Origin of the sequence: Myxococcus sp. CA051A, assembly GCF_013336705.1 — a bacterium.
GTDB classification, from domain to species: Bacteria; Myxococcota; Myxococcia; order Myxococcales; family Myxococcaceae; genus Myxococcus; species Myxococcus llanfairpwllgwyngyllgogerychwyrndrobwllllantysiliogogogochensis.
This window is the reverse complement of the sequence record NZ_JABUMS010000021.1, coordinates 1-19,397: the sequence shown is the minus strand read 5'-3', so window position 1 is coordinate 19,397 and position 19,397 is coordinate 1. Positions and strand designations below refer to the sequence as shown.

14 protein-coding genes and 2 tRNA genes are annotated in these 19,397 nt (G+C 68.2%); 5 read left to right on the top strand and 11 right to left on the bottom strand.

Annotated features, from left to right (window positions below):
- Positions 1-6: 6 nt before the first annotated feature.
- The 3 genes from HUA74_RS38775 to dnaK form a co-directional block, all read right to left on the bottom strand.
- On the bottom strand, positions 7-411 hold the full coding sequence (locus HUA74_RS38775) for a thiol-disulfide oxidoreductase DCC family protein (protein WP_141648379.1): 405 nt from the start codon (positions 409-411) through the stop codon (positions 7-9).
- A gap of 29 nt (positions 412-440) precedes the next feature.
- Positions 441-1,307 carry a hypothetical protein gene (locus HUA74_RS38770; RefSeq protein WP_174458611.1) on the bottom strand — a complete coding sequence of 289 codons (867 nt, stop codon included), beginning with the start codon at positions 1,305-1,307 and terminating at the stop codon, positions 441-443.
- A 230-nt stretch (positions 1,308-1,537) separates the two neighbouring features.
- A complete protein-coding gene (dnaK, locus tag HUA74_RS38765) occupies positions 1,538-3,436 on the bottom strand; it encodes a molecular chaperone DnaK (RefSeq protein WP_174458610.1) in 1,899 nt (632 codons plus the stop codon).
- Positions 3,437-3,832: 396 nt separating this feature from the next.
- On the opposite strand from dnaK, the gene HUA74_RS38760 reads away from it, so the two are divergent.
- Positions 3,833-4,927 (top strand): diacylglycerol kinase family protein, encoded by a 1,095-nt coding sequence (locus HUA74_RS38760; protein WP_141648839.1) that lies wholly within the window; start codon positions 3,833-3,835, stop codon positions 4,925-4,927.
- Positions 4,928-4,980: 53 nt separating this feature from the next.
- On the opposite strand, the gene HUA74_RS38755 is transcribed toward HUA74_RS38760, so the two are convergent.
- The 5 genes from HUA74_RS38755 to greB all read right to left on the bottom strand — a co-directional run bounded on the left by HUA74_RS38755 (position 4,981) and on the right by greB (position 9,140).
- On the bottom strand, positions 4,981-5,742 hold the full coding sequence (locus HUA74_RS38755; protein ID WP_174458609.1) for a cyclopropane-fatty-acyl-phospholipid synthase family protein: 762 nt from the start codon (positions 5,740-5,742) through the stop codon (positions 4,981-4,983).
- Between the two features lie 86 nt (positions 5,743-5,828).
- Positions 5,829-6,134 (bottom strand): YbeD family protein, encoded by a 306-nt coding sequence (locus HUA74_RS38750; RefSeq protein ID WP_141648841.1) that lies wholly within the window; start codon positions 6,132-6,134, stop codon positions 5,829-5,831.
- A 33-nt stretch (positions 6,135-6,167) separates the two neighbouring features.
- Positions 6,168-7,487, bottom strand: a complete 1,320-nt coding sequence (locus HUA74_RS38745; RefSeq protein ID WP_141648842.1) for a PhoH family protein — start codon at positions 7,485-7,487, stop codon at positions 6,168-6,170.
- Positions 7,488-7,644: 157 nt separating this feature from the next.
- Entirely contained in the window at positions 7,645-8,592 is a 948-nt protein-coding gene (locus tag HUA74_RS38740; protein ID WP_141648843.1) for a deacetylase, read from the bottom strand.
- 8 nt (positions 8,593-8,600) lie between these two features.
- Positions 8,601-9,140 (bottom strand): transcription elongation factor GreB, encoded by a 540-nt coding sequence (greB, locus tag HUA74_RS38735; protein WP_174458608.1) that lies wholly within the window; start codon positions 9,138-9,140, stop codon positions 8,601-8,603.
- 193 nt (positions 9,141-9,333) lie between these two features.
- Here greB and HUA74_RS38730 point away from each other — a divergent pair.
- The 3 genes from HUA74_RS38730 to hrpA all read left to right on the top strand — a co-directional run bounded on the left by HUA74_RS38730 (position 9,334) and on the right by hrpA (position 13,368).
- A tRNA-Lys gene (locus tag HUA74_RS38730) sits at positions 9,334-9,406 on the top strand.
- 13 nt (positions 9,407-9,419) lie between these two features.
- Positions 9,420-9,492 (top strand) — tRNA-Glu (locus HUA74_RS38725).
- A gap of 165 nt (positions 9,493-9,657) precedes the next feature.
- Positions 9,658-13,368 carry an ATP-dependent RNA helicase HrpA gene (gene hrpA, locus HUA74_RS38720; protein ID WP_254625454.1) on the top strand — a complete coding sequence of 1,237 codons (3,711 nt, stop codon included), beginning with the start codon at positions 9,658-9,660 and terminating at the stop codon, positions 13,366-13,368.
- Positions 13,369-13,450: 82 nt separating this feature from the next.
- Here hrpA and HUA74_RS38715 read toward each other — a convergent pair whose 3' ends face one another.
- Positions 13,451-13,927, bottom strand: a complete 477-nt coding sequence (locus tag HUA74_RS38715; protein WP_174458606.1) for a hypothetical protein — start codon at positions 13,925-13,927, stop codon at positions 13,451-13,453.
- A gap of 529 nt (positions 13,928-14,456) precedes the next feature.
- On the opposite strand from HUA74_RS38715, the gene HUA74_RS38710 reads away from it, so the two are divergent.
- Entirely contained in the window at positions 14,457-14,816 is a 360-nt protein-coding gene (locus tag HUA74_RS38710) for a DUF1428 domain-containing protein (RefSeq protein WP_141648852.1), read from the top strand.
- Between the two features lie 241 nt (positions 14,817-15,057).
- Here the strand turns inward: HUA74_RS38710 and HUA74_RS38705 are convergent, their stop codons facing one another.
- A complete protein-coding gene (locus HUA74_RS38705) occupies positions 15,058-16,455 on the bottom strand; it encodes a DUF1552 domain-containing protein (RefSeq protein ID WP_141648851.1) in 1,398 nt (465 codons plus the stop codon).
- A 5-nt stretch (positions 16,456-16,460) separates the two neighbouring features.
- On the bottom strand, positions 16,461-18,797 hold the full coding sequence (locus HUA74_RS38700; protein ID WP_174458605.1) for a DUF1588 domain-containing protein: 2,337 nt from the start codon (positions 18,795-18,797) through the stop codon (positions 16,461-16,463).
- Positions 18,798-19,397 lie beyond the last annotated feature (600 nt).

The following is a 19,397-nucleotide window of genomic DNA, read 5'->3' as shown; positions in this document are numbered from 1 at the left end:
CTCTGTCTATTTGAAGTGGACCTCGCAACCACCGTCCGAACAGGTCCGCCCGGCAATCTTGAACCGGTAGCGGGCGAAGGCCCGGTAGAAGACGTCAACCAGCTGGCGGAGGCCAGGGACGTAGTAGACGTACAGCAGGCGGCCCAGGGGGTGCCTGCCCAGCGCCCGGACGATGGCCTCCGCGCCTTCCAGCACCCGCCCATCCGCCTGGACGAGCTGCATGGCGTTCTCGCACCGCTCCGCGCTGATGCCCGGGAAGCCCACCAGCACGCCCTCGTCCCGGAACGAGCGCAGCTGCGTCCCCCGCCCTCCCAGCAGCTTCTGGAACTCGCGGGCCGCGCCGCTGCAGATGCGGCAATGCCCGTCGTAGAGGATCACATCATGTCCCGGCGGCGTCGTCCTCAGCACCATCCGCGTCACCTCCAACCCTCGGTTCTATGTCAGCGTGAGACGAGCGTGTCATGCAGATGCGAATGTACGCCGCGCCAGATGTCATGCTGCCGTTCGATGGGGTCCATCAGCATGAGGCCCACCGCCGTCGCGGGTGAGCTGCCCTGGAAGGCCGAGTACTGGCGCAGTCGCGTTCCACCCTCCCCGTCGTCCTCGAAGACGAAGCGGTTCGTCCCCCGCAGAGGGTGCCCGTCCAGGGTGGTGATGTGCACGGTGTTCGTCTCCGCCTCCAACCGGAACGAAACCGGGGCCCAGACAGGAGGAGGCCCCTTCTCTTCCAGGAACACCTTCGCCCCATCCGTCAGCGCGACGGTGGATGGCTGGATGCGGATGCCGGCGGACTCGAACACCGGCCCGGGATTGCGCACGAAGTAGCCCCAGGCCGCCTCGGGAGGGACTCCCGGAAGCGCGCTGGTGTAGTCCGTCAGGGACGTGGGCGCGCCCTGGATGGGAGGGCTGGGCTCCAGGAGCCGCAGGTGCCCCCGTGCATAGGCGTCCACGACGCTGCCGCCCTTCATCAGCAGGCTCGCGGTGGCGGCCTCCGACTGGGCGAGCGTGAAGGCCCCCTGCTTCATCTGCTCCCGCACGTTGCCCGTGGGGCGAGGAGGAAAGGAGCCGCCCACCGCGAAGTCGAAGCCATTCGACTCCCCCATCCTGGGCCCGCAGCGAGGCCCGGGCACGGAGAAGGCTCCAACCGTTCCGGACGGGCCCTGAAAGACCTCCAGCGTGCTGGCCGACGGACTCTTCGTCGGAGACAGCGTGCCGCGGACTGGAGCGGAGTCGAGGGAAGCAGCCGCGGACTCCCGTTCGATGGGCAAGGACGAGGCGGGAGACAGCGGGGACGAGACGCGGGACATGCCAGGCACCTCTCAAGAAGACGTGGAGCCCCAGCCTGTTGCACCTTCGTCACCAGCCCCCACCCCAGTCCCCTCAATCCCTTGCACCCGCCCCAAGTCTCGCCACGCACACGGCCATCCATCCTTTCGGAAGGTCCGCCCCGAGTCCCGCAACGCAGAAGGGCCGGCCCCCCGCGTGTGGCGGGAGCACCGGCCCTCTGCTTCAACACCCGGGCCTCACGGCCCCGGCGTCACGACTGGCGGAACTCGGCGTCCACCACGTCGTCCTTCTTCGCGCCCGGCTGAGCCCCGGGAGCAGCACCCGGAGGCGGCTCGCCACCCGGCGCCCCACCAGTGGCCTTGTACATCTCCTCCGCGGCCTTGTAGCTGGCGGCCTGGAGCTTCTCGAGCGCGGACTTGATGGCGTCCTTGTCCTGGCCCTCGCGCACCTTGTTGAGCTCCGCCACGCTGTCCTCGAGCGCCTTCGCCACGTCCGGAGTGAGCTTCTCCTTGTTCTCCTTGACGAGCTTCTCCGCGGCGTAGGACTGGGCCTCCGCCTGGTTCTTCAGCTCCACCAGCTCGCGGCGCTCCTTGTCGGCCGCCTCGTTCGAGCGGGCGTCGGCGACCATCTTCTCCACCTCGTCCTTCGCGAGACCGGACGAGTGGGTGATGGTGACCTTCTGCTCCTTGCCGGTGGCCTTGTCCTTGGCGTTGACGTTGAGGATGCCGTTGGCGTCAAGGTCGAACGTCACCTCGATCTGCGGCACGCCGCGCGGCGCCGGGGGCAGGCCCGTCAGGTGGAAGCGGCCCAGGCTCCGGTTGTCGTTCGCCATCTCGCGCTCACCCTGGAGCACGTGGATCTCCACCTGCGACTGGCCATCCGCGGCCGTGGAGAACGTCTCCGACTTGCGCGTGGGGATGGTGGTGTTGCGCTCGATGAGCTTGGTCATCACGCCACCCAGCGTCTCCACGCCCAGGCTCAACGGCGTCACGTCCAGCAGGAGGATGTCCTTCACCTCGCCGGAGAGCACACCCGCCTGCACCGCCGCGCCGACGGCGACGACCTCGTCCGGGTTCACCGAACGGTTCGGCTCCTTGCCGAACAGCCGCTTCACCGCTTCCTGCACCTTCGGGATGCGCGTGGTACCGCCCACGAGCACGACCTCGTTGAGGTCCTTGAGGTCCACGCCCGAGTCCTTCAGGCACTTGCGGCACGGCTCCAGCGAGCGCTCGATGAGGTCATCGATCATCGCCTCGAACTTGGCGCGCGTGAGCTTCAGGTTGAGGTGCTTGGGACCGGTCGCATCCGCCGTGAGGAACGGCAGGTTGATGTCCGTCTCCGTCGCGCTCGACAGCTCGATCTTCGCCTTCTCCGCCGCCTCCTTCAGGCGCTGGAGGACCATCTTGTCCTTGCTGACGTCCAGCCCCGTGTCCTTCTTGAACTCGGAGATCAGCCAGTCCATGATCCGCTGGTCGATGTTGTCACCGCCCAGGTGCGTGTCGCCGTTGGTCGCGAGCACGTCGACCACGCTCTCACCCACCTCCAGGATGGAGATGTCGAACGTGCCGCCGCCGAAGTCGTAGACGGCGATCTTCTCGTCCTTCTTCTTGTCCAGGCCGTACGCGAGCGCCGCGGCGGTCGGCTCGTTCACGATGCGCCGCACCGTGAGGCCCGCGATTTCACCCGCGTCCTTCGTGGCCTGGCGCTGGGCGTCGTTGAAGTACGCGGGGACGGTGATGACCGCCTCCGTCACCTTCTCACCCAGGTAGTTCTCCGCCGCCCGCTTCAGCTTCAGCAGGATCTGCGCGCTGATCTCCGGCGCGCTGTACTGCTTGCCGTCCAGTTCGATGCGCGCGTCACCGTTCGGCCCTCGAGCAACCTTGTAAGGGACGAGCTTCGCCTCCTCGGTCACCTCGTCATGCCGCCGGCCCATGAAGCGCTTGCTGGAGTAGATGGTGCGCTCCGGATTGGTGATGGCCTGGCGCTTCGCCACCTGACCAACCAGTCGCTCGCCGTCCTTGGTGAACGCGACGACCGAGGGCGTGATGCGGCTGCCTTCCTCGTTGACGATGACCTTGGGCTCGCGACCCTCCATGATCGCCACCACGCTGTTCGTGGTGCCCAGGTCGATCCCAATAATCTTGCCCACGGTTCGTATCCTCCGGAAATAACTGCGTTTTCTGCGAAAGCTCCTGATGTACGCCCAACGTAACCACCCACCCCCCTGTGTCAAACCGGAGGTGGCGTCGGGCCCTCTGGCACAAGGTGGTGCTCCCGGGTGCGTAGCGCAGTGCGCACGAGGCTGGTTGCCGCGTCACGTCATCGCCACCTTCACGGCACGGGTGCGTAACGCGCTCTACACCGCCGTCACCTCCAGGTAGCAACCGGGCGACCTTTCGAACAGCAACCAACGCTGCAACCCCTTGGAATGACATGCCTGCCCGCCTGCTGACGCCTCGCGTCACCGGTTGGCAATGAAAGTGCACATTGCGGCGACGCGTCGATGTCGGGTTCCCCCACCCGCACCTACCCTGGAGCCATCCTCATGTTGGTTCAGCCCCTGCGCTCTCCGGACCTCCGCCGCTCCCCGTCGGCGGACGTATCCGCTGAACCGAAGGTCGCGGTGCTCCTCAACGCCAATGCCCGGAAGGTGGACGCCCGGGTGGTGAAGTCGCTGTCGCACGTGGTGCCGGAGCAGGACCTGTTCCTCTCCCGCTCGCAGTTGGACGGCCGCCGCATCGCCCAGACGGTGCTGGAGCGCGGCTATCCCCTGGTCTTCACGGGCGGCGGCGACGGCACGTTCATGGGCTTCGTGAACGAGGTCCTCCAGTTGGTCGGCCCCCGAGGCCGCTTCGCCGGTCAGCAGGCGCCCCGCTTCGGCATCCTCAAGCTGGGCACGGGCAACGGTATCGCCGCCCACGTCAACGCCTCCGGCACCCGGGGCGACGGAATCCTCAACGACGTGCTGCGCGCCCGCACCGGTGAAGTCCCGGGCTTCCGCCCAATGGACCTCCTGATGGTGGATGGGCAGCGCGCGCCCTTCGCGGGGCTGGGCGTGGATGGCAAGGTGCTCAACGACTACATCTGGGTGAAGGAGAACCTGGGCAAGGGTCTCCTCAAGAGCGTGCTGTCCGGCAGCGGTGGCTACTTCTCCGCGGTGGCCTGCAAGACGGTGCCGCACTACCTGACGAACTCCACCTGGGTGGAGTGCGAGGTCGTCAACGGGCAGGCCGGCGAGGCGTACCGCCTGGGCGCGGACGGCCAGCCCATGGGCGAGCCGGTGGCCCCTGGCGAGCTGCTCTTCCGGGGCAGGCTGATGATGGCCGCCGCGGGCACCATGCCCTTCTACGGCTATGGCTTCCGCATGTTCCCCTTCGCGTGTGGCCGGCGCGGCTTCATGCAACTGCGGCTGGGCCAGGTGACTCCCACGCAGGTGCTGGCGAACCTGCCCCGCCTCTGGAACGGGCGCTGGTTCCCCGAGGGCCTGCACGACTTCCACGTCCGCGACGCCACCATCCGCTTCGCGCGCCCCATGCCCTTCCAGGTGGGCGGCGACGCGGCCGGATATCGGGATCAGGTGTCGCTGTCCGTGGCGCCCGAGTCCATCGAGCTCGTCGACTTCAACGGCGCGCTGAACTAGCCCGCTGGGCTGGAAGGGGGCGGCCAGATTGCCGCCCTCCCCCGCCTGGCCGACTAGCCCCTGTCGCGTGAAGCCGGGGGCTTCTCGCCCGGCTCCTTGCGGCGTCCCACCACGAAGGCGTAGCTGACCGTGGCCTTGCCGTTGCTCTCGCGGTGCAGCGCCAGTTCCTCGCGCAGCGCGGACGCCTGGGAACCCGACATGGGCTTCAGGCTGGACTCCACCTCTCGGTAGTAGTCGTCGAGTTCCACGTCGTGCAGCGTCTCCGCCGACTCGGGCTCGAATCCGCCCAGCTCCAGCGACTGGAGCAGCTCGCGCGGCAGCAACAGGGGGGCGCCCAGACGGCGCTCCCAGAGCTCGGCGGCGGCCTTGGGGACGACTCGCGCCACCCTCGCGGGGAAGGTCATTCCCAGCCGCCCTCTTCTCGCCAGGAGCGGCCGCAGGGCCGACAGCGTCCCGCGCAGGGTGTACAGCACCCGGCCCTGGACGAGGATGGCGTCGAAAGCGCCGTCCGGCAGTCCGAGCGAATCCAGGGCCACGCCGCGCACATCGATGCGGTCCGTCAGCCCTTGATGGCGCACCCGCTCGCGGGCGGAGGAGACCAGGGCCTCGTCCATGTCCGCGGCCAGCACGGTGCAGCCCATCTCCCGGGCGAGCAGCAGCGCCGCGCTGCCATCCGCGCCACACCCGAGCACCAGCACCCGGGCGCCCGGCTCCAGTTGGGCCACCTTGGCGAACCGCCGAGTCACGTCGTCCGAGCTGAACGCGCGCCGGGCGTCCGCGGGGTGGTACAGCGGAAAGGGATCTGCCGGGCTCATGGGCTCCTCATATACCCAACCCCGCCCGGACTTCCAGAGACGGCGCGGGCCCCCCACCCGACAGAGGAGGCCGCGCGCGTCCGGCGTCACAGGTAGTAGACGACGCGCGGGTCCTTTTTCAGCTGTTCATAGATGGAGCGCCGCTGCTCCTCGGACAGCAGGTACACCGACACGCTGAGGGACAGGTACTTGCCCTTGCTGCTGGGCTGCTCGTGGATGGAGTCCGGAGAGATTTCGGAGCCCATCATCTTCCGGAACAAGTCCCTCACGTGCTCGGCGAAGCCGGGCCCCTGCAGGCCCATCACCTTGAAGGTGTAGACCGCGGGGTACTCGATGAGGGGCTTCTTCTCTCCGTCTTCCGGAGGGGTGTCTCCAGGGCCGTCGTTCGTCATGACACGTCTCTTCGCGCAGGCACCCGCGGGTGCCTAGAGCAGGTTGGCGGCGAGCTCGGCCAGGGCACTGCGCTCGCCCTTGGCCATGGTGATGTGCGCGGCGATCTTCTCGCTCTTGAAGCGATTGACCACGTGCACCAGGCCGTTGTTGGTCGAATCCACATAGGGGTTGTCGATCTGGAACGGATCCCCCGTGAGGATGATCTTCGTGTTGTCACCCACGCGGGTGATGATGGTCTTCACCTCGTGAGGCGTGAGGTTCTGCGCTTCGTCCACGATGATGAACTGGTTGGGGATGCTCCGGCCACGGATGTACGTGAGCGGCTCGATTTCCATCAGCCCCAGGTCCAGCAGTTCGTGATAGCCGCGGCCGGCCTTCTTGTCCGCGCGGCTGAGGTTCATCAGGAACTCCACGTTGTCGAAGATGGGCTGCATCCAGGGGTTGAGCTTCTCCTCGACGCTGCCGGGCAGATACCCGATGTCCCGCCCCAGGGGGAAGATGGGGCGGCTCACCAGGAGCTTCTGGTAGAGGTTCTCCTCCGTCACCTTCTGGAGCCCCGCGGCGATGGCCAGCAGCGTCTTGCCCGTGCCCGCCTTGCCGACGATGGTGACGAGCTTGATGTCGTCGTTGAGCAGCAGGTCCAGGCAGAAGGCCTGCTCCATGTTGCGCGGACGGATGCCCCAGGTGCCTTCCTTGCTCTGGCGGAGCAGCGGCACCAGCCGGTTCTTGAGCCCGTGCAGGCGCCCCATGGCGGTGTGCGACGGGTTCGTCTCGTCCTTGAGCAGCACCAGCTGATTGGGGAAGAGCGTGTCCACGTCCGGCAGCTCCACCTCCGCGCCGGGCCTGTACATCTGGTCCACCAGCTCCTTGGGGACGAGCCGCTCGGTGAAGCCCGTGTACAGCTCGGTGATCTCCACCCGCTCGGTGTCGTAGTCCTCTGCGATGAGGCCCAGCGCGTCCGCGCGGATGCGCAGGTTGGTGTCCTTGGTGATGAAGACGGCCTGGGTGTCAGGCTCCTGCTCCATCAGGTCGATGGCCACCGCGAGGATGCGGTTGTCCATCAGGTTGCTGTCCGCCATGGACAGCGGCAGGTCGCGGTCCGTGAAGCACACGCGCAAGAGGCCGCCCCTCGGCATGGGCACCCCTTCCTTCAGCGAGCCCTCCGCGCGGAAGGTGTCCAGGTAGCGCGCCACCATGCGGGCGTTGCGCCCCAGCTCGGAGAGATCTCTCTTGAACTGATCAATCTCCTCGATGACGTAGATGGGGATGATGACGTTGTTGTCCTCGAAGCCGTAGATGCTGCGCGGATCATGGAGGAGGACGTTGGTATCGAGGATGAAGTTCTTTCGCATCGTGGGTTCGCGCGACCTGATTGGTTCGGGTGCGACCGCTGGGGACCGTGCGACGTGGCTGAGCCTGACGCCCACTCCAATATAGACAGCGGCTCCGACGGAAGCAGCCAGGTTGGCGTCGGGGACGCCGGTTGTTCGAAACCCCACGCCTTGGCGCTCAGTGCGCGAGCACGGGGGCGAGCGGGTCGTACCCCAGCAGCTCCGCCAGCCGCTCGGGGGGCGGCCCCGGGGGCATGCGCTCCCAGGGGAAGCGCTGCTGGAGCGCCTCCTCGTCGAGCGTCACCACCTGTCGCCCCGTCTGCTCGCGCGCTTCGGCCCAGGCCTTGGCGTCGAACGAGCGGATCAGCCGGCGACTGAGCGGAGACAACATGGGCATGGGGGTGAAGGGGAGCGGCTGCCCTTCCGCGTCGCGCATGCAGCCCAGCTCCACGGCCCACGCGAGCAGCCAGCGAGGGCGCTTGCCGCCAGCGCCGCGCAACGCGAGGAAGCGCCCCTGGGCCGCGCCGTCCACGAAGAGGAAGCGCCGGTCATAGACGCTCGCGGCGGCGAAGGTGGAGGGCGTGAGGGCCAGGGCCTCAGCGCCGATGCGACGGGCCATGAGCATCAAGAGTTCCAACAGGGGCGCGGAGAGCGCGAGCCCGGGGTGGCTCTGCCCTGGCAGCGGTGGGCGGTGCCAGTCGAACGAGCGGCCCGGATTCTGGAGCAGCAGCGCGTCCACATAGAGCAGGGGCGCGGTGGCGAGCGCGTCACCGAGGCCGACCTCGGCGCCGGTGGCCATGCGCAGGGACAGGTCGGCGACGGGGGCGTAGAAGCGGCGGCTCCACAAGACGACCCGGGGGCGGAACGGATCCTCGCCCTGGATGCGCAGTTCGATGGGCCCCACCCGCTCCTCTGCGCGCTGGAACAGGCCGTAGGTGCGCAGGACGCGCTCGAGGCCCTGGTGGCTGTAGGTCCCGAACAGCAGGCCCACGCGGGTCTTCTGGGAGTCGCCCAGGCCCAGGTCCTCGAGGGAGAGTTCCTCGGGGTCGAGCGCGGCCAGGTCCGCCCCGCTCAGGTGCTGATAGATGCGGCGGAAGCGGGGGTTGATGGGCAGCGTCCGAGGCATGGGGCCTCCTAGTCGTAGCGGATGTCGATGACGGTCAGCTCGATTTCGCCCCGGGGGCGGTGCACCTCGACGGAGTCACCCACGCTCTTGCGAAGAAGGGCGCGACCGATGGGGGACTCCACGCTGATGCGACCTCCGGCGGCGTCGATTTCGTCGGACCCGACAATCTGGTACTTCGTGCGTGCCCCGTCCTCGTCCTCCAGGGTGACCGTGGCGCCGAAGTAAACGCGTGCACGGTCGCTCTGTTCAGAAGGCGTGACGATGGTGGCGGTGTCCAGGCGCCTCTGTAGGAAGCGGATGCGGCGGTCGATTTCGCGCAGGCGCTTCTTTCCGTAGATGTACTCGGCGTTCTCGGAGCGGTCCCCCTGGGCGGCGGCGGCGGAGACCTCGGCGGTCACCTTGGGGCGCTCCTCGTTGAGCAGCCGGACGAGCTCCCGGTGCATCCGCTCGGCGCCCGGGCGGGTGAGGTAGCGGCGGAAGGGAGCCTTCTCGTCGCCGTCCTCGGCCTCCGTGTCTTCGTGTTCTTCAGGGGGGAGGTCCTGGGCCATGCCTGCTGTATACAACCGATGACTGACGGCGGCGTGTGGCGGGGCCCCAGGCGTTCACCGGGAGGCGGTGGAAGCGCCGTCAGGATGGGAGACATGCGCTCGCCAGTGGAAAGCGCGAAGGAGTTCGGGTAGGAAGCGCCTGCCTTCGGGCCCAGGCGGGCCGCGCGAGTTTTTTTGAACAAAAGAATAGTGCGAGTCGCTAGCTCAGATGGTAGAGCACCGGCCTTTTAAGCCGAGGGTCGGGGGTTCGATCCCCCCGCGACTCATGTAGGTGGCGACGTCCCCGTCGTCTAGAGGCCCAGGACGCTGGCCTTTCAAGCCGGTAACACGGGTTCGAATCCCGTCGGGGACACTGCAATCGGGGCCGGAAGCCGCTGGAATCTCAGCGGCTTCCGGCCCCGATTCTTTTCAGGCTGCTTCTCGTCTCCAGGATGTCTCCAAGACGGAGACGCATCCCGCCCTCCCCAGCCGATTCGTCGGGGGCGGAGCGCGCGCTTCAATGCTAGGCCCTGCTGTCATGTCCGGCGACTCCCCCGTCCCCGCCCCCGGCGGCTTGCCCACCCTGCACTTCCCCCCCGAGCTCCCCATCTCGAGCCGGGTGGAGGACATCACCGCGGCCATCACCGCCCATCAGGTGGTCATTGTCGCGGGGGCCACCGGCTCGGGGAAGACGACGCAGCTGCCGAAAGTCCTGCTCGCCATGGGGCGCGGCCGCCCGCGCCAGATTGGTGTCACCCAGCCCCGGCGTATCGCCGCGACGAGCGTGGCGGCGCGCGTGGCACGCGAGCTCGGCACGGAGCTGGGCACGGACGTCGGCTACCAGATTCGCTTCGAGGACCGCTCGTCCCGGCGGACGGCCGTGAAGTTCATGACCGACGGAGTCCTCCTCGCTCAGATTCACAGCGACCCGCTCCTGAACCGCTACGACACCATCGTGCTCGACGAGGCCCACGAGCGCAGCCTCACCATCGACTTCCTGCTGGGGTGGCTCAAGCGCATCCTCCCCCGGCGCCCCGACCTCAAGGTGGTGGTGAGCTCGGCCACCATCGAGACCGAGCGCTTCTCGCAGTTCTTCGGGGGGGCTCCGGTCATCCAGGTGGAGGGCCGCACCTTTCCGGTGGACGTGCTCTACGAGCCGCCCCCCGAGGACGACGAGCTCACCGACTCCGTCGCCGATGCGGTGACAAACGTGCTCTCGCTCGACCCGGACGGGGACGTCCTCGTGTTCCTCCCCGGGGAGCGGGAAATCCGCGAGGCCGAGAATGCCCTGAACGCGCGCGCGCTCCGCGGCACGGTGGTGCAACCCCTGTATTCGCGCCTGTCGGCCGCCGAGCAGTCGCGCGTCTTCTCCACCATCCCTGAGCGCCGGGTCATCCTCGCCACCAACGTCGCGGAGACGTCGGTCACCATCCCGGGAATCGTTTACGTCGTGGACACGGGGGTGGCGCGCCTGTCGCGCTACGACCCCCGCTCGGGCACCACGCGCCTGCACATCGAGCCGGTCTCCCAGGCCAGCGCCGACCAGCGCAAAGGGCGCTGCGGACGCGTGCGCGAGGGCATCTGCGTGCGCCTCTACGACGAGGTGAGCTTCACCACGCGCCCCGCCTTCACCGACCCGGAAATCAAGCGCACCGGGCTCGCGGGGGTCATCCTGCGGATGAAGTCCCTGGGCCTCGGTGACGTCGAGGACTTCCCCTTCCTCGACCCGCCCCAGCCGAGAGCCATCGCCGAGGGCTGGCGGGTGCTCGAGGAGCTCGGGGCCATCGAGGGCCAGGAGCGCACCTTGACGCCGCTCGGGCACCAGCTCGCGCGCTTCCCGGTGGACCCGCGCATCGCACGGATGATTCTCGCCGGCGCCGAGTACGGGTGTCTGGACGAGGTGCTCATCGTCGCCGCGGCGCTCAACCTGCAGGACCCGCGCGAGCGGCCACGGGAGCTCGCGCAGAAGGCGGATGAGCTGCACCGGCGCTTCCGTGACGAGCACTCGGACTTCACGGGGCTCCTCAAGCTGTGGGCGTTCGTGAGCGAGGCCGAGGGCCGGGGGACGTCCCATCTGCGGCGCGTGTGCCGGGACAACTTCCTGTCCTTCTTGAGGGTGCGCGAGTGGCGGGACGTCCAGCGCCAGCTCGAGGAGACCGTCCGAGAGCTGCGCCTGCCGCGCAAGGGCCGGGGCACCCCGGCGCGCGGGGACGTCCTGCACCAGGCGCTCCTCACCGGGCTCCTGTCCCGCATCGGCCAGTGGAATCCGGAGCAGCGCCTTTATACGGGTGCGAAGCAGACGCGCTTCATGGTTCACCCCTCGTCGGCGCTCGCGAAAAAGCCCCCTGCCTGGGTGATGGCGTTCGAGCTCGTGGAGACGTCCCAGTTGTTCGCGCGCACCGTGGCGAAGCTCGACCCCGAGTGGCTCGCGGCGGCGGCCCCCCACCTGCTCAAGCGCAGCTACTCCGACCCGCACTGGTCGGAGAAGTCCGCGCGCGCGGTGGTGAAGGAGAACGCGACCCTCTTCGGGCTTCAGGTCTTCAAGGAGCGCCCCGTGGCCCTGGCCAGCATGGACCCCGCCCGGGCACGGCTGATGTTCCTGGAGCATGCCCTGGTGCGCGGCGAGTACCGCACCCGGGGGGCGTTCCAGGAGAAGAACCGCCAGGTGTTCGAGCGCGTGGCGCGCCTGCGGGACAAGGCCCGGCGCAGCGAGCTGCTCGACAGCGAGGCGATGCTGACGTTCTTCGACCAGCGCCTCCCGGCGGACGTGACGGACGGAGCGAGCTTCGAGGCCTGGCGCCGCAAGGCCGAGGCGGCCGACCCCGACGTGCTCGTCCTCTCGATGGAGGATGCCCTCTCGCACGACCCGGGCCTGTCCCCCGCGCACTACCCGGACGCCATCACCCTGAACGGCGCATCCGTGCCGGTGACGTACACCTTCGACCCCTCGGCCGAGGACGACGGCATCACCCTGAGCGTGCCGCTGCTGCTGCTCGCCCAGTTGGTCCCGGGTGAATTCGACTGGACCATCCCGGGGTGGCAGCGGGAGAAACTCACCGCCCTGCTCGAGCAGATCCCCCGCGCCCAGCGCAAGCAGTTGGGGCCTCTGCCAACGCTGGTCGACCGTCTCGAGAAGGAACTGGTGCCCTTCCGCGGGCCGATGATTCCGGCGCTCGTGCGTGCGGTGTCCCGGCTGTGCGGCGTGGACGTGCCCGAGGAGTCCCTCCGGCCGGATACCGTGGCGCCGTACCTGCGCATCACGCTCCGGGTGCTCGACGAGCGGGGAAAGGAGCTCGCGCGGAGCCGCGACGCCGACGCGCTGCTGGAGCAGTACGGGGGACGCGCACGGGCGGCGCTGCGCAGCGCAGCGCCGACTTCGGACTGGGAGCGCCAGGGACTGACGACCTGGACCTTCGGCGAGCTGCCCCCCGTGGTCACCCGCCGCGTCGGCGGGCTCGACGTCCGCAGCTACCCCGCGCTCGTCGACCGGGGTGCTGCCGTGGACCTGGTGCTGCTCGAGACATCCTCCGCCGCCGAGGCGGCCACTCGCACGGGGGTCCGCCGGCTCCTGATGCTCGCCGCGCGCGGACACGTGGCCGTCAGCGCCTCGCGCATGCCGCTGCCCTTCCCGTCCCTGGACGGCGCGCCGCCCGCGCGGGGCCAGGCCGACGCCTTCCGGGCGCTCGTCCTCGCACGCAGCGTCGACGATGCGTTCAAGCTCGCACCGGGCGCGCCGCTGCCCCGCACGAAGGCGGCCTTCGAGGCGCTGGTCCGTGAGGGCTCACCGCGCATCGAGCCCGCGGCCCGGGACTGGGCGAACGCCGTCGTTGTCACCTCCGCGGAACTCTCCGCGACGCTCGCCGCACTCAAGGCGGCATCAAAGGGGCCGAGCGGCGCGGCGGCCGTGCGGGACATCCGCGCGCAGCTCGGGCACCTGTTCCCCGCGAACCTCATCGAGTGGATTCCCTTCGCGCGCCTGCTGAACTACCCGCGCTACGTCCGGGCAGCGCAGGCACGGCTGTCGCGTGCGGTGGCGAACCCCGGCAAGGACGCGGGGAAGGCCGCGCCCTTCACCCCCCTGTGGGAGACCTTCCTCGCCAGGCGCGCCACCGTGCGTGACCAGGAGGCGGTGCAGGCGCTGCGGTGGGACTTCGAGGAACTCCGCGTGGCCATCTTCGCGCCGGAGGTGACGACGCCCGTGTCGGTGACGGTGGCGAAGGTCGGCGCGGCCCTCGCGGCGCTGCGCTAGCAGCGGGTGGCTGTGCGTCCGTGACGAGAGCATCGGCATCCTCAAGGTGCTCCGCCGTCAAACGTCGCCGTCCTACACAAGCTCAGGTTCCTGCTGAGCGATAAGTCCGAGCCAGCTGGGCGGACTTTTTGGAGAACCGCGACATCCACTTCGACGATGCCCACTCTTGGCTGAGAGTGTCTGCCCAGTCCGCAATCGCCTTGCGCTGCGCGACGCTGAGAGTCGTCAACACAGGGGCCGGATAGTCACCATCAATGCGACAAAGAAAGCCGTGGAGATGAATCCACAGCTCGAAGTCGGTCGAATTCGCCAGCATGACGCGGAGAACCGAAGGCAGGTAGTACAGGACGGCGGCGTCCGTCATGTACGAGAAGTCTTCCATGTACAGCGAGCCAGGGAATGGCTGGGATTCCACGTCGCGCCGCATCTTGCCGAAGAAGTGGTCGACAACGTACTTGGCCTCGATGCCCGGCGGTGCAAGCTCTTCCTCGGTTCGTGGAATGGCCGCATCCCTGAAGGCGAGGTCAATTCCGCGGATGACGTCGTCGCGTTTCAACATGGTCGGCCCGTGATTGTCTCATCAAGGAGAATGAAGAACCAACCGTGAGAAGGAAACGAGCGGAAGACGAATAGGAGCTGTGTTGAGGGTTGGGCTGGTGCTGAGGGCCGAGCATGGCTGCTGACAATTTCCGCTCGACAGAACTCGGCTGGCCTCCAGGCGACCCCGAATCGCATTCTGGAGATGGTTCCAGGGCTTGAAGTACGGCGTTACGTCCGCGACGCGCCCCCTCCGGGGGACACCGGACTGAACAGGAAGCCTCAAGGCCCACGTCCAGGGGGAGCCATCACGACGAGTGCCCCCAGACCCAGGTGTCCGGTACGCCCCTTGGACGGGAAGTCGCCGGTTCGGCAGGCCGTGGGCCCCCCAGCCAGGGCTCAGCCCTCTGCCCCCGGAATGTCGCGCGGAGGCGTCGTCGTCGCCAGATTCACGAGTCCGCGGAGCGATTCATGTCGATCCCCGTACTGCCCAATCGTCGCGCTCTTGAAGGCGCCCTGCCGGCGTCCCCTCATTCCCAGAGGAGCATCCCATGTCTTACATCGATGGTTTCGTCATCGCCGTGCCGACCGCGAACAAGGAGAAGTTCATCGCACATGCCCGCAAGGGCGACCCCGCCTTCATCGGGTACGGTGCCCTCCGCGTGCTGGAGTGCTGGGGGGACGACGTGCCGAGCGGCAAGCTCACCGACTTCCGCAGGGCCGTGCAGGCCAAGGACGATGAGACGGTGGTCTTCTCGTGGATTGAATGGCCCGACAAGGCCACGCGCGACGCTGGCATGGAGAAGATGATGAAGGACCCAAGCATGAGCCCCGAGCAGAACCCGATGCCCTTCGACGGCGCGCGGATGATCTACGGCGGCTTCGCGCCGGTAGTGGTGCTGGACAAGTAACCCGGGCCGGCCCGCGGGGACTCAGGTCAAAATCCGTCCCCGCGCGCCCTCTGCGCCCACCTTGAGCCGGAGCGTGTACAGGCCACCCTCTCCACGCTCGCTGGCGCGAGTCCACTGCAGCCTGCCTTCACACTCGAGGCACCCGCGCGGCGCGGCTGGCACTCCACAAATGGAGGGCACCGCGCCGCTTCCTGCTGGGCGCCCGTGGCGGCGTCACACCCGCCCAGCCCACTCTCGCGGCTCAGCCATACAGCTCGCTCAGCGGTCCCGGCGCGATGCGCGTGCTGCCCTCTTGCCCGAAGGTGTTGAAGTCCGCGTCTCCGAACGCGTGGCCGAGCGTGTTGAAGAGGTTGGAGACCTGCCGGTTCCGGGCCGCGTCGTACTTCGGGTACACCACTGTGCGCCCGTCGGTCTTCAGGCCCAGCGCGTTGCCGCCCACCACGAGCTTCGGCCACTCACGCGAGGTGGAGTGGTGCTGCTCGCCGTTGTCGGACATGAAGACAATCGCGGTGTGGTCCAGCATCGAGCCGCTCGCGCCGACCTCTGGCGTAGCGGCCAGCGTCCTCGCCAGGTTCGCCACCAACTGCACGTGCCGGCGGGTGACCTCCGCGACGCGATCCCAGTTCTGCCCGGCATCCAGGCCGTGCTGCAGGCTGTGTCGCGCGATGTCGGCCACGTCCGGGCCGTAGGCCACGTCAAAACCCGAGGTGCCCGTCGCCAGTACCACCGTGTTCGTCAGCCCACCCAGGAGGGACGCCGTGGCGATCTGGAACTGCGCCTCGAACCACTTCAGCGAGTCGGGCGGTGAGCCCGCGCCAGTGATGAGCGGGTTGTCCTTCGGCGCCAGCGGCAGGTAGGGCCGCACGCGGTCCGCCATGCCCGCGAGCTGATCCTCCCGCGTGCGCAGCGATTCGAGCGAGGAGAGGTAGCGCTCCAGTTTCAGCCGCTCGTTGGAGTTGCCTCTGAACTCCGCCAGCGCCTTGCGCGAGTCGGCCAGCGCGAAGTCGAAGAGCATCTTGCGATCACGCCCGTTCGTCGAGCCGCCGAGCAGCGAGCCGAAGGTGCTGTCGAACGCGAGCGACGGGTTGACGATGATGCCCGCGGGCTTGCGCGGTCCGAGCGCGCAGGTCTCGTACACAATCGACACCCGTGCGGAGCTGGTGCCCAGGCGCAGCACGTCGAACGGTGCACCACGACGCAGGCGAGGGGCGATCACCGCGTCGAAGGTCGCGCCCGCGCCGTTCACCGCGCAACTCAGCCCGCCCGTCCCGCTGGAGTGCCCGCCGCCCGCGATGAGGCTCGAGAGCCCCAGCAGCACGGCGGAGCGGTTCACCAGGTCGATGTTGCCGGAAGACGCCGCCAGCGGCCCGAGGCTGATGGCACTGGCGAGATTGTCGCCCTCACGAACCAGCGGCGCGTCCTTGTACGCGTCCCAGAAGAGGCGATCGGAGGTGTTGGCGCGTCCACCCAGCGCCGTGCGGGTGCCCGTGCTCAGGAGCGCGCGGGGGTAGACGCCATTGCATTCGAGGACCAGCACCAGACGCGCCGGCCGCGCTGACGACTGGGCGTAGACGTCGTGGAAGTAGGGCGCGAAGAGGCCGGCGGCCATGCCCTTCAGGACGGTTCGTCGCGAGAACATGGCAGTCACTCTCCAGCCTGCGGCACGCGCCGCGTCTTCCAGGTGTCACTGGTCATCAACGTGGTCAGCATCTTGGAGAACGAGCCGTTGTTCTGATCATAGGCCTGCTCCATTTGCGTCAGCGTGCAGGCGTCGCTCGGGTTCTCCGGGCGGCCCATGAAGTAGCGGAAGGCTTGTCGCATGAAGCAGCGTTTCACGTGCCGCGAGGTCGCCAGGCGCTCGCTCAGCTCCACCGCGTCGCGCACCGTGCCGTTCAGCGCGGGGTCCGGCATCGACGTGAGCGTCGAGCTTCCATCCGGCGTGGTCCAGCCTCCGCTGGGCGAGTGATCCCGCGCGCGCAGGAAGCCCGCGTGGTTGTAGATCTCGAAGGGCAGACCGAGCGGCTCCATCAGGCGGTGACAGCCCTGACACTGCGATCCGGCGGTCGCCTCCTGCAGGCGGCGGCGAGCGTTCTTGTCGGCCGCGTGAGCGCCGACCTGGGCTGCCACCTGCACGCTGCTGAGCGGCGGGACGAAGCCGCACAGGAGGTTCTCTCGCACCCACTTGCCGCGGTGGACGATGGATGGATCATCCTCGAAGTTGCCTCCGTGCGCGGCCAGCCACACCGGGTGGGTCAGCACGCCCGCGCGCTCGGTGGCGGGCAGCGTCTTCCAGCGGCCCGCGACGGTCGCCGGGAGAATCTCGCTGACGTTGTAGGGGTGCGAGAGGCCCTTGTGCGAATCGTACGCCGCGTGCTGCATGGAGGGTACGTAGAAGGTGCGCGTGGTGAGCAGATTCGCCAGCACGTCCTGATCCTCGATGACCACCCGCGCGATCAGATCGTCGAACTGCTGGATGAAGGTCGGCTCCAGCGGATGGAAGTTGGTGAGCAGGTTGTCGTACGAGACCGCGCTGATGTAGCCGAGCCCCTCGATTTCGAAGCGCGAGGTCGCCGCCGGAGACTCCTTGAACACCGCGGACACGTGCTCGTAGCCGAGCCACTCGCGGAAGAAACCCGCGACGCCGTCACCCAGCCAGTACTGCCCGCGCTTGGAGCGCTGCTCCTCGTTGTAGTCCTGCACCAGATCGAAGCGCGGCGTCCCGTTCTGGTTGGCGTCGACTCCGCCCAGGTACTTCTCGATCAGGGCGGTGGTCGTCGCATCCTGCATGAGCGAGCCGTCCTTCGCGGCGGTGGCCACGTCCGCCAGATGCCCCTCGAGGGGCGCGGAGTAGTGAGGGTACACGAAGCTCGGCGTGGCCGAGGGCGCCCGCCCCGCCAGCGCGTAGGCCAGCTGAGAGCCCAGCTCGAGGCTGGTCAGCTCCACGCGACCGTCGGCCGGCTCGCCGCCCATCTCGCGGCGGAACACGGCGCCGGTCATCATCCACGCGGCGTTGGAGATCCGCGTGATGGAGGCCGCGCGGTTTGTCGGGGAGTTGCTCGGCTCCTGCGCGATGACCTCGGTCGCGAAGGCGGTGAGGCGGGTGAGCTCATCCTCCGTGGGCGGGCGGAAGAAGACGCCGAACTCGAGCATCTGGCCGAGGTGGAAGCGCTTGCAGGTGTCGCTCGGGTTCGCGTCGACGAACATGCAGTTGAAGCGCCTGTCGGTGTAGACACGCTCCATCCGGTTGCCGTCCGGGTAGTTCATGGTCCACGGCGCGGCGGCCTCGCCGACCACCGGCAGGAAGAGCTCCACCGTGGCCTCGTCCAGCGTCTCGTCCGTGGCCCAGGAGCTGTACTGCTCGATGGCGCTGGGATCGAGCGGGTTGTCGTAGAAGCTGAACCCGGTCCAGCTGCGCTCGACCGAACCACCAACGTTGCGGGTGAACTCGCGCCGGTTCATGCGGCGAATGCGCGTCGACGCATCCGAGCGCACGCCCTCGGTGCAGCTAAAGAGCGTGGACTGATCGAGCAGGTTGGGCTCGGACACCACCGTCACGGGTGGGCCGCCCGTGCCACTGCAGAGGGGCATCCCCTCCCCGATCCACGTCTCGAGCGCGGTGAGCTCAGCTGCGCTCGCACGCGCATGCGGGGCCGGCGGCATCGGAGACGCGTCGTCGCGCATGCGGATGAGCGCGCGCCGGGCGTTGCTGAGGCTCCCATCCATCGCCGAGCTCACCCGCATGTCGTGCAGGGTGCGCAGCGGCATCGTCGCCCCCTGGGTTGGCAGCGCGCCGTGACAGGTGGCGCAGCGATCGGTGAGCACCGACTGCACCACGCACGCGGCCCCCAAGCCCCCCCCGGGACCACCTGGCCCCCCGGGACCACCGGGGTTGTTGGGGTCTCCGGGGTCGGTGCCTGGCGTGATGGAGCCCTTGCACGCAACGAGGCTCAGCAATCCGGCCAGCAGGAGGATACGGTTCATACGGACAGTCTGAATCGGACGACCGGTGGGATAGCAAGCAGGTTCTGCCAATCGGGCTCAGACCTGACCAGGCGCCCCGTGGTACCGCCGGTTCAGCACGTGCTCGGCCACCCCGAAGTCCATCCCGCGCGGCGTGGCCGCCTGCCTCCACACCTCACGCACGCGAACACGTCGAAGTCGAACATCCTCTTGTGAAACTCCGCCCAGTCCACTCGCGGCGCCGTCTCCTTCAGCCGCGCCGCGCTGGAGGTGCGTGCTCTAAATCGGTGGTGGTTCCTTCGGCATGACGACCCAGGAGCCCTCCACGCGCATCCACCTGAAACGCAGGCCGCGCCTCTTCCGCGAGAGGCATCATCGGATGGGTCATCATGGGACCACAGTCCGCATACAACGACATCTCGAAGGGAAAATGTGCGGCCGTGTGTGGCGTTTAGCGCGCCCGGTCAGGCCCTGACGCTACTCATCGAGAAGCTCTAAACCAACGATCTCGATTCCCGCACGACGTCAGGAGGCACGCCTGAGGTCGGCTCGACGCAGGGATGGACAGGCAGAGCGCTGTGCATTCCGCGCGTTGAGGTAGGCATGCACTCGCACCATGAG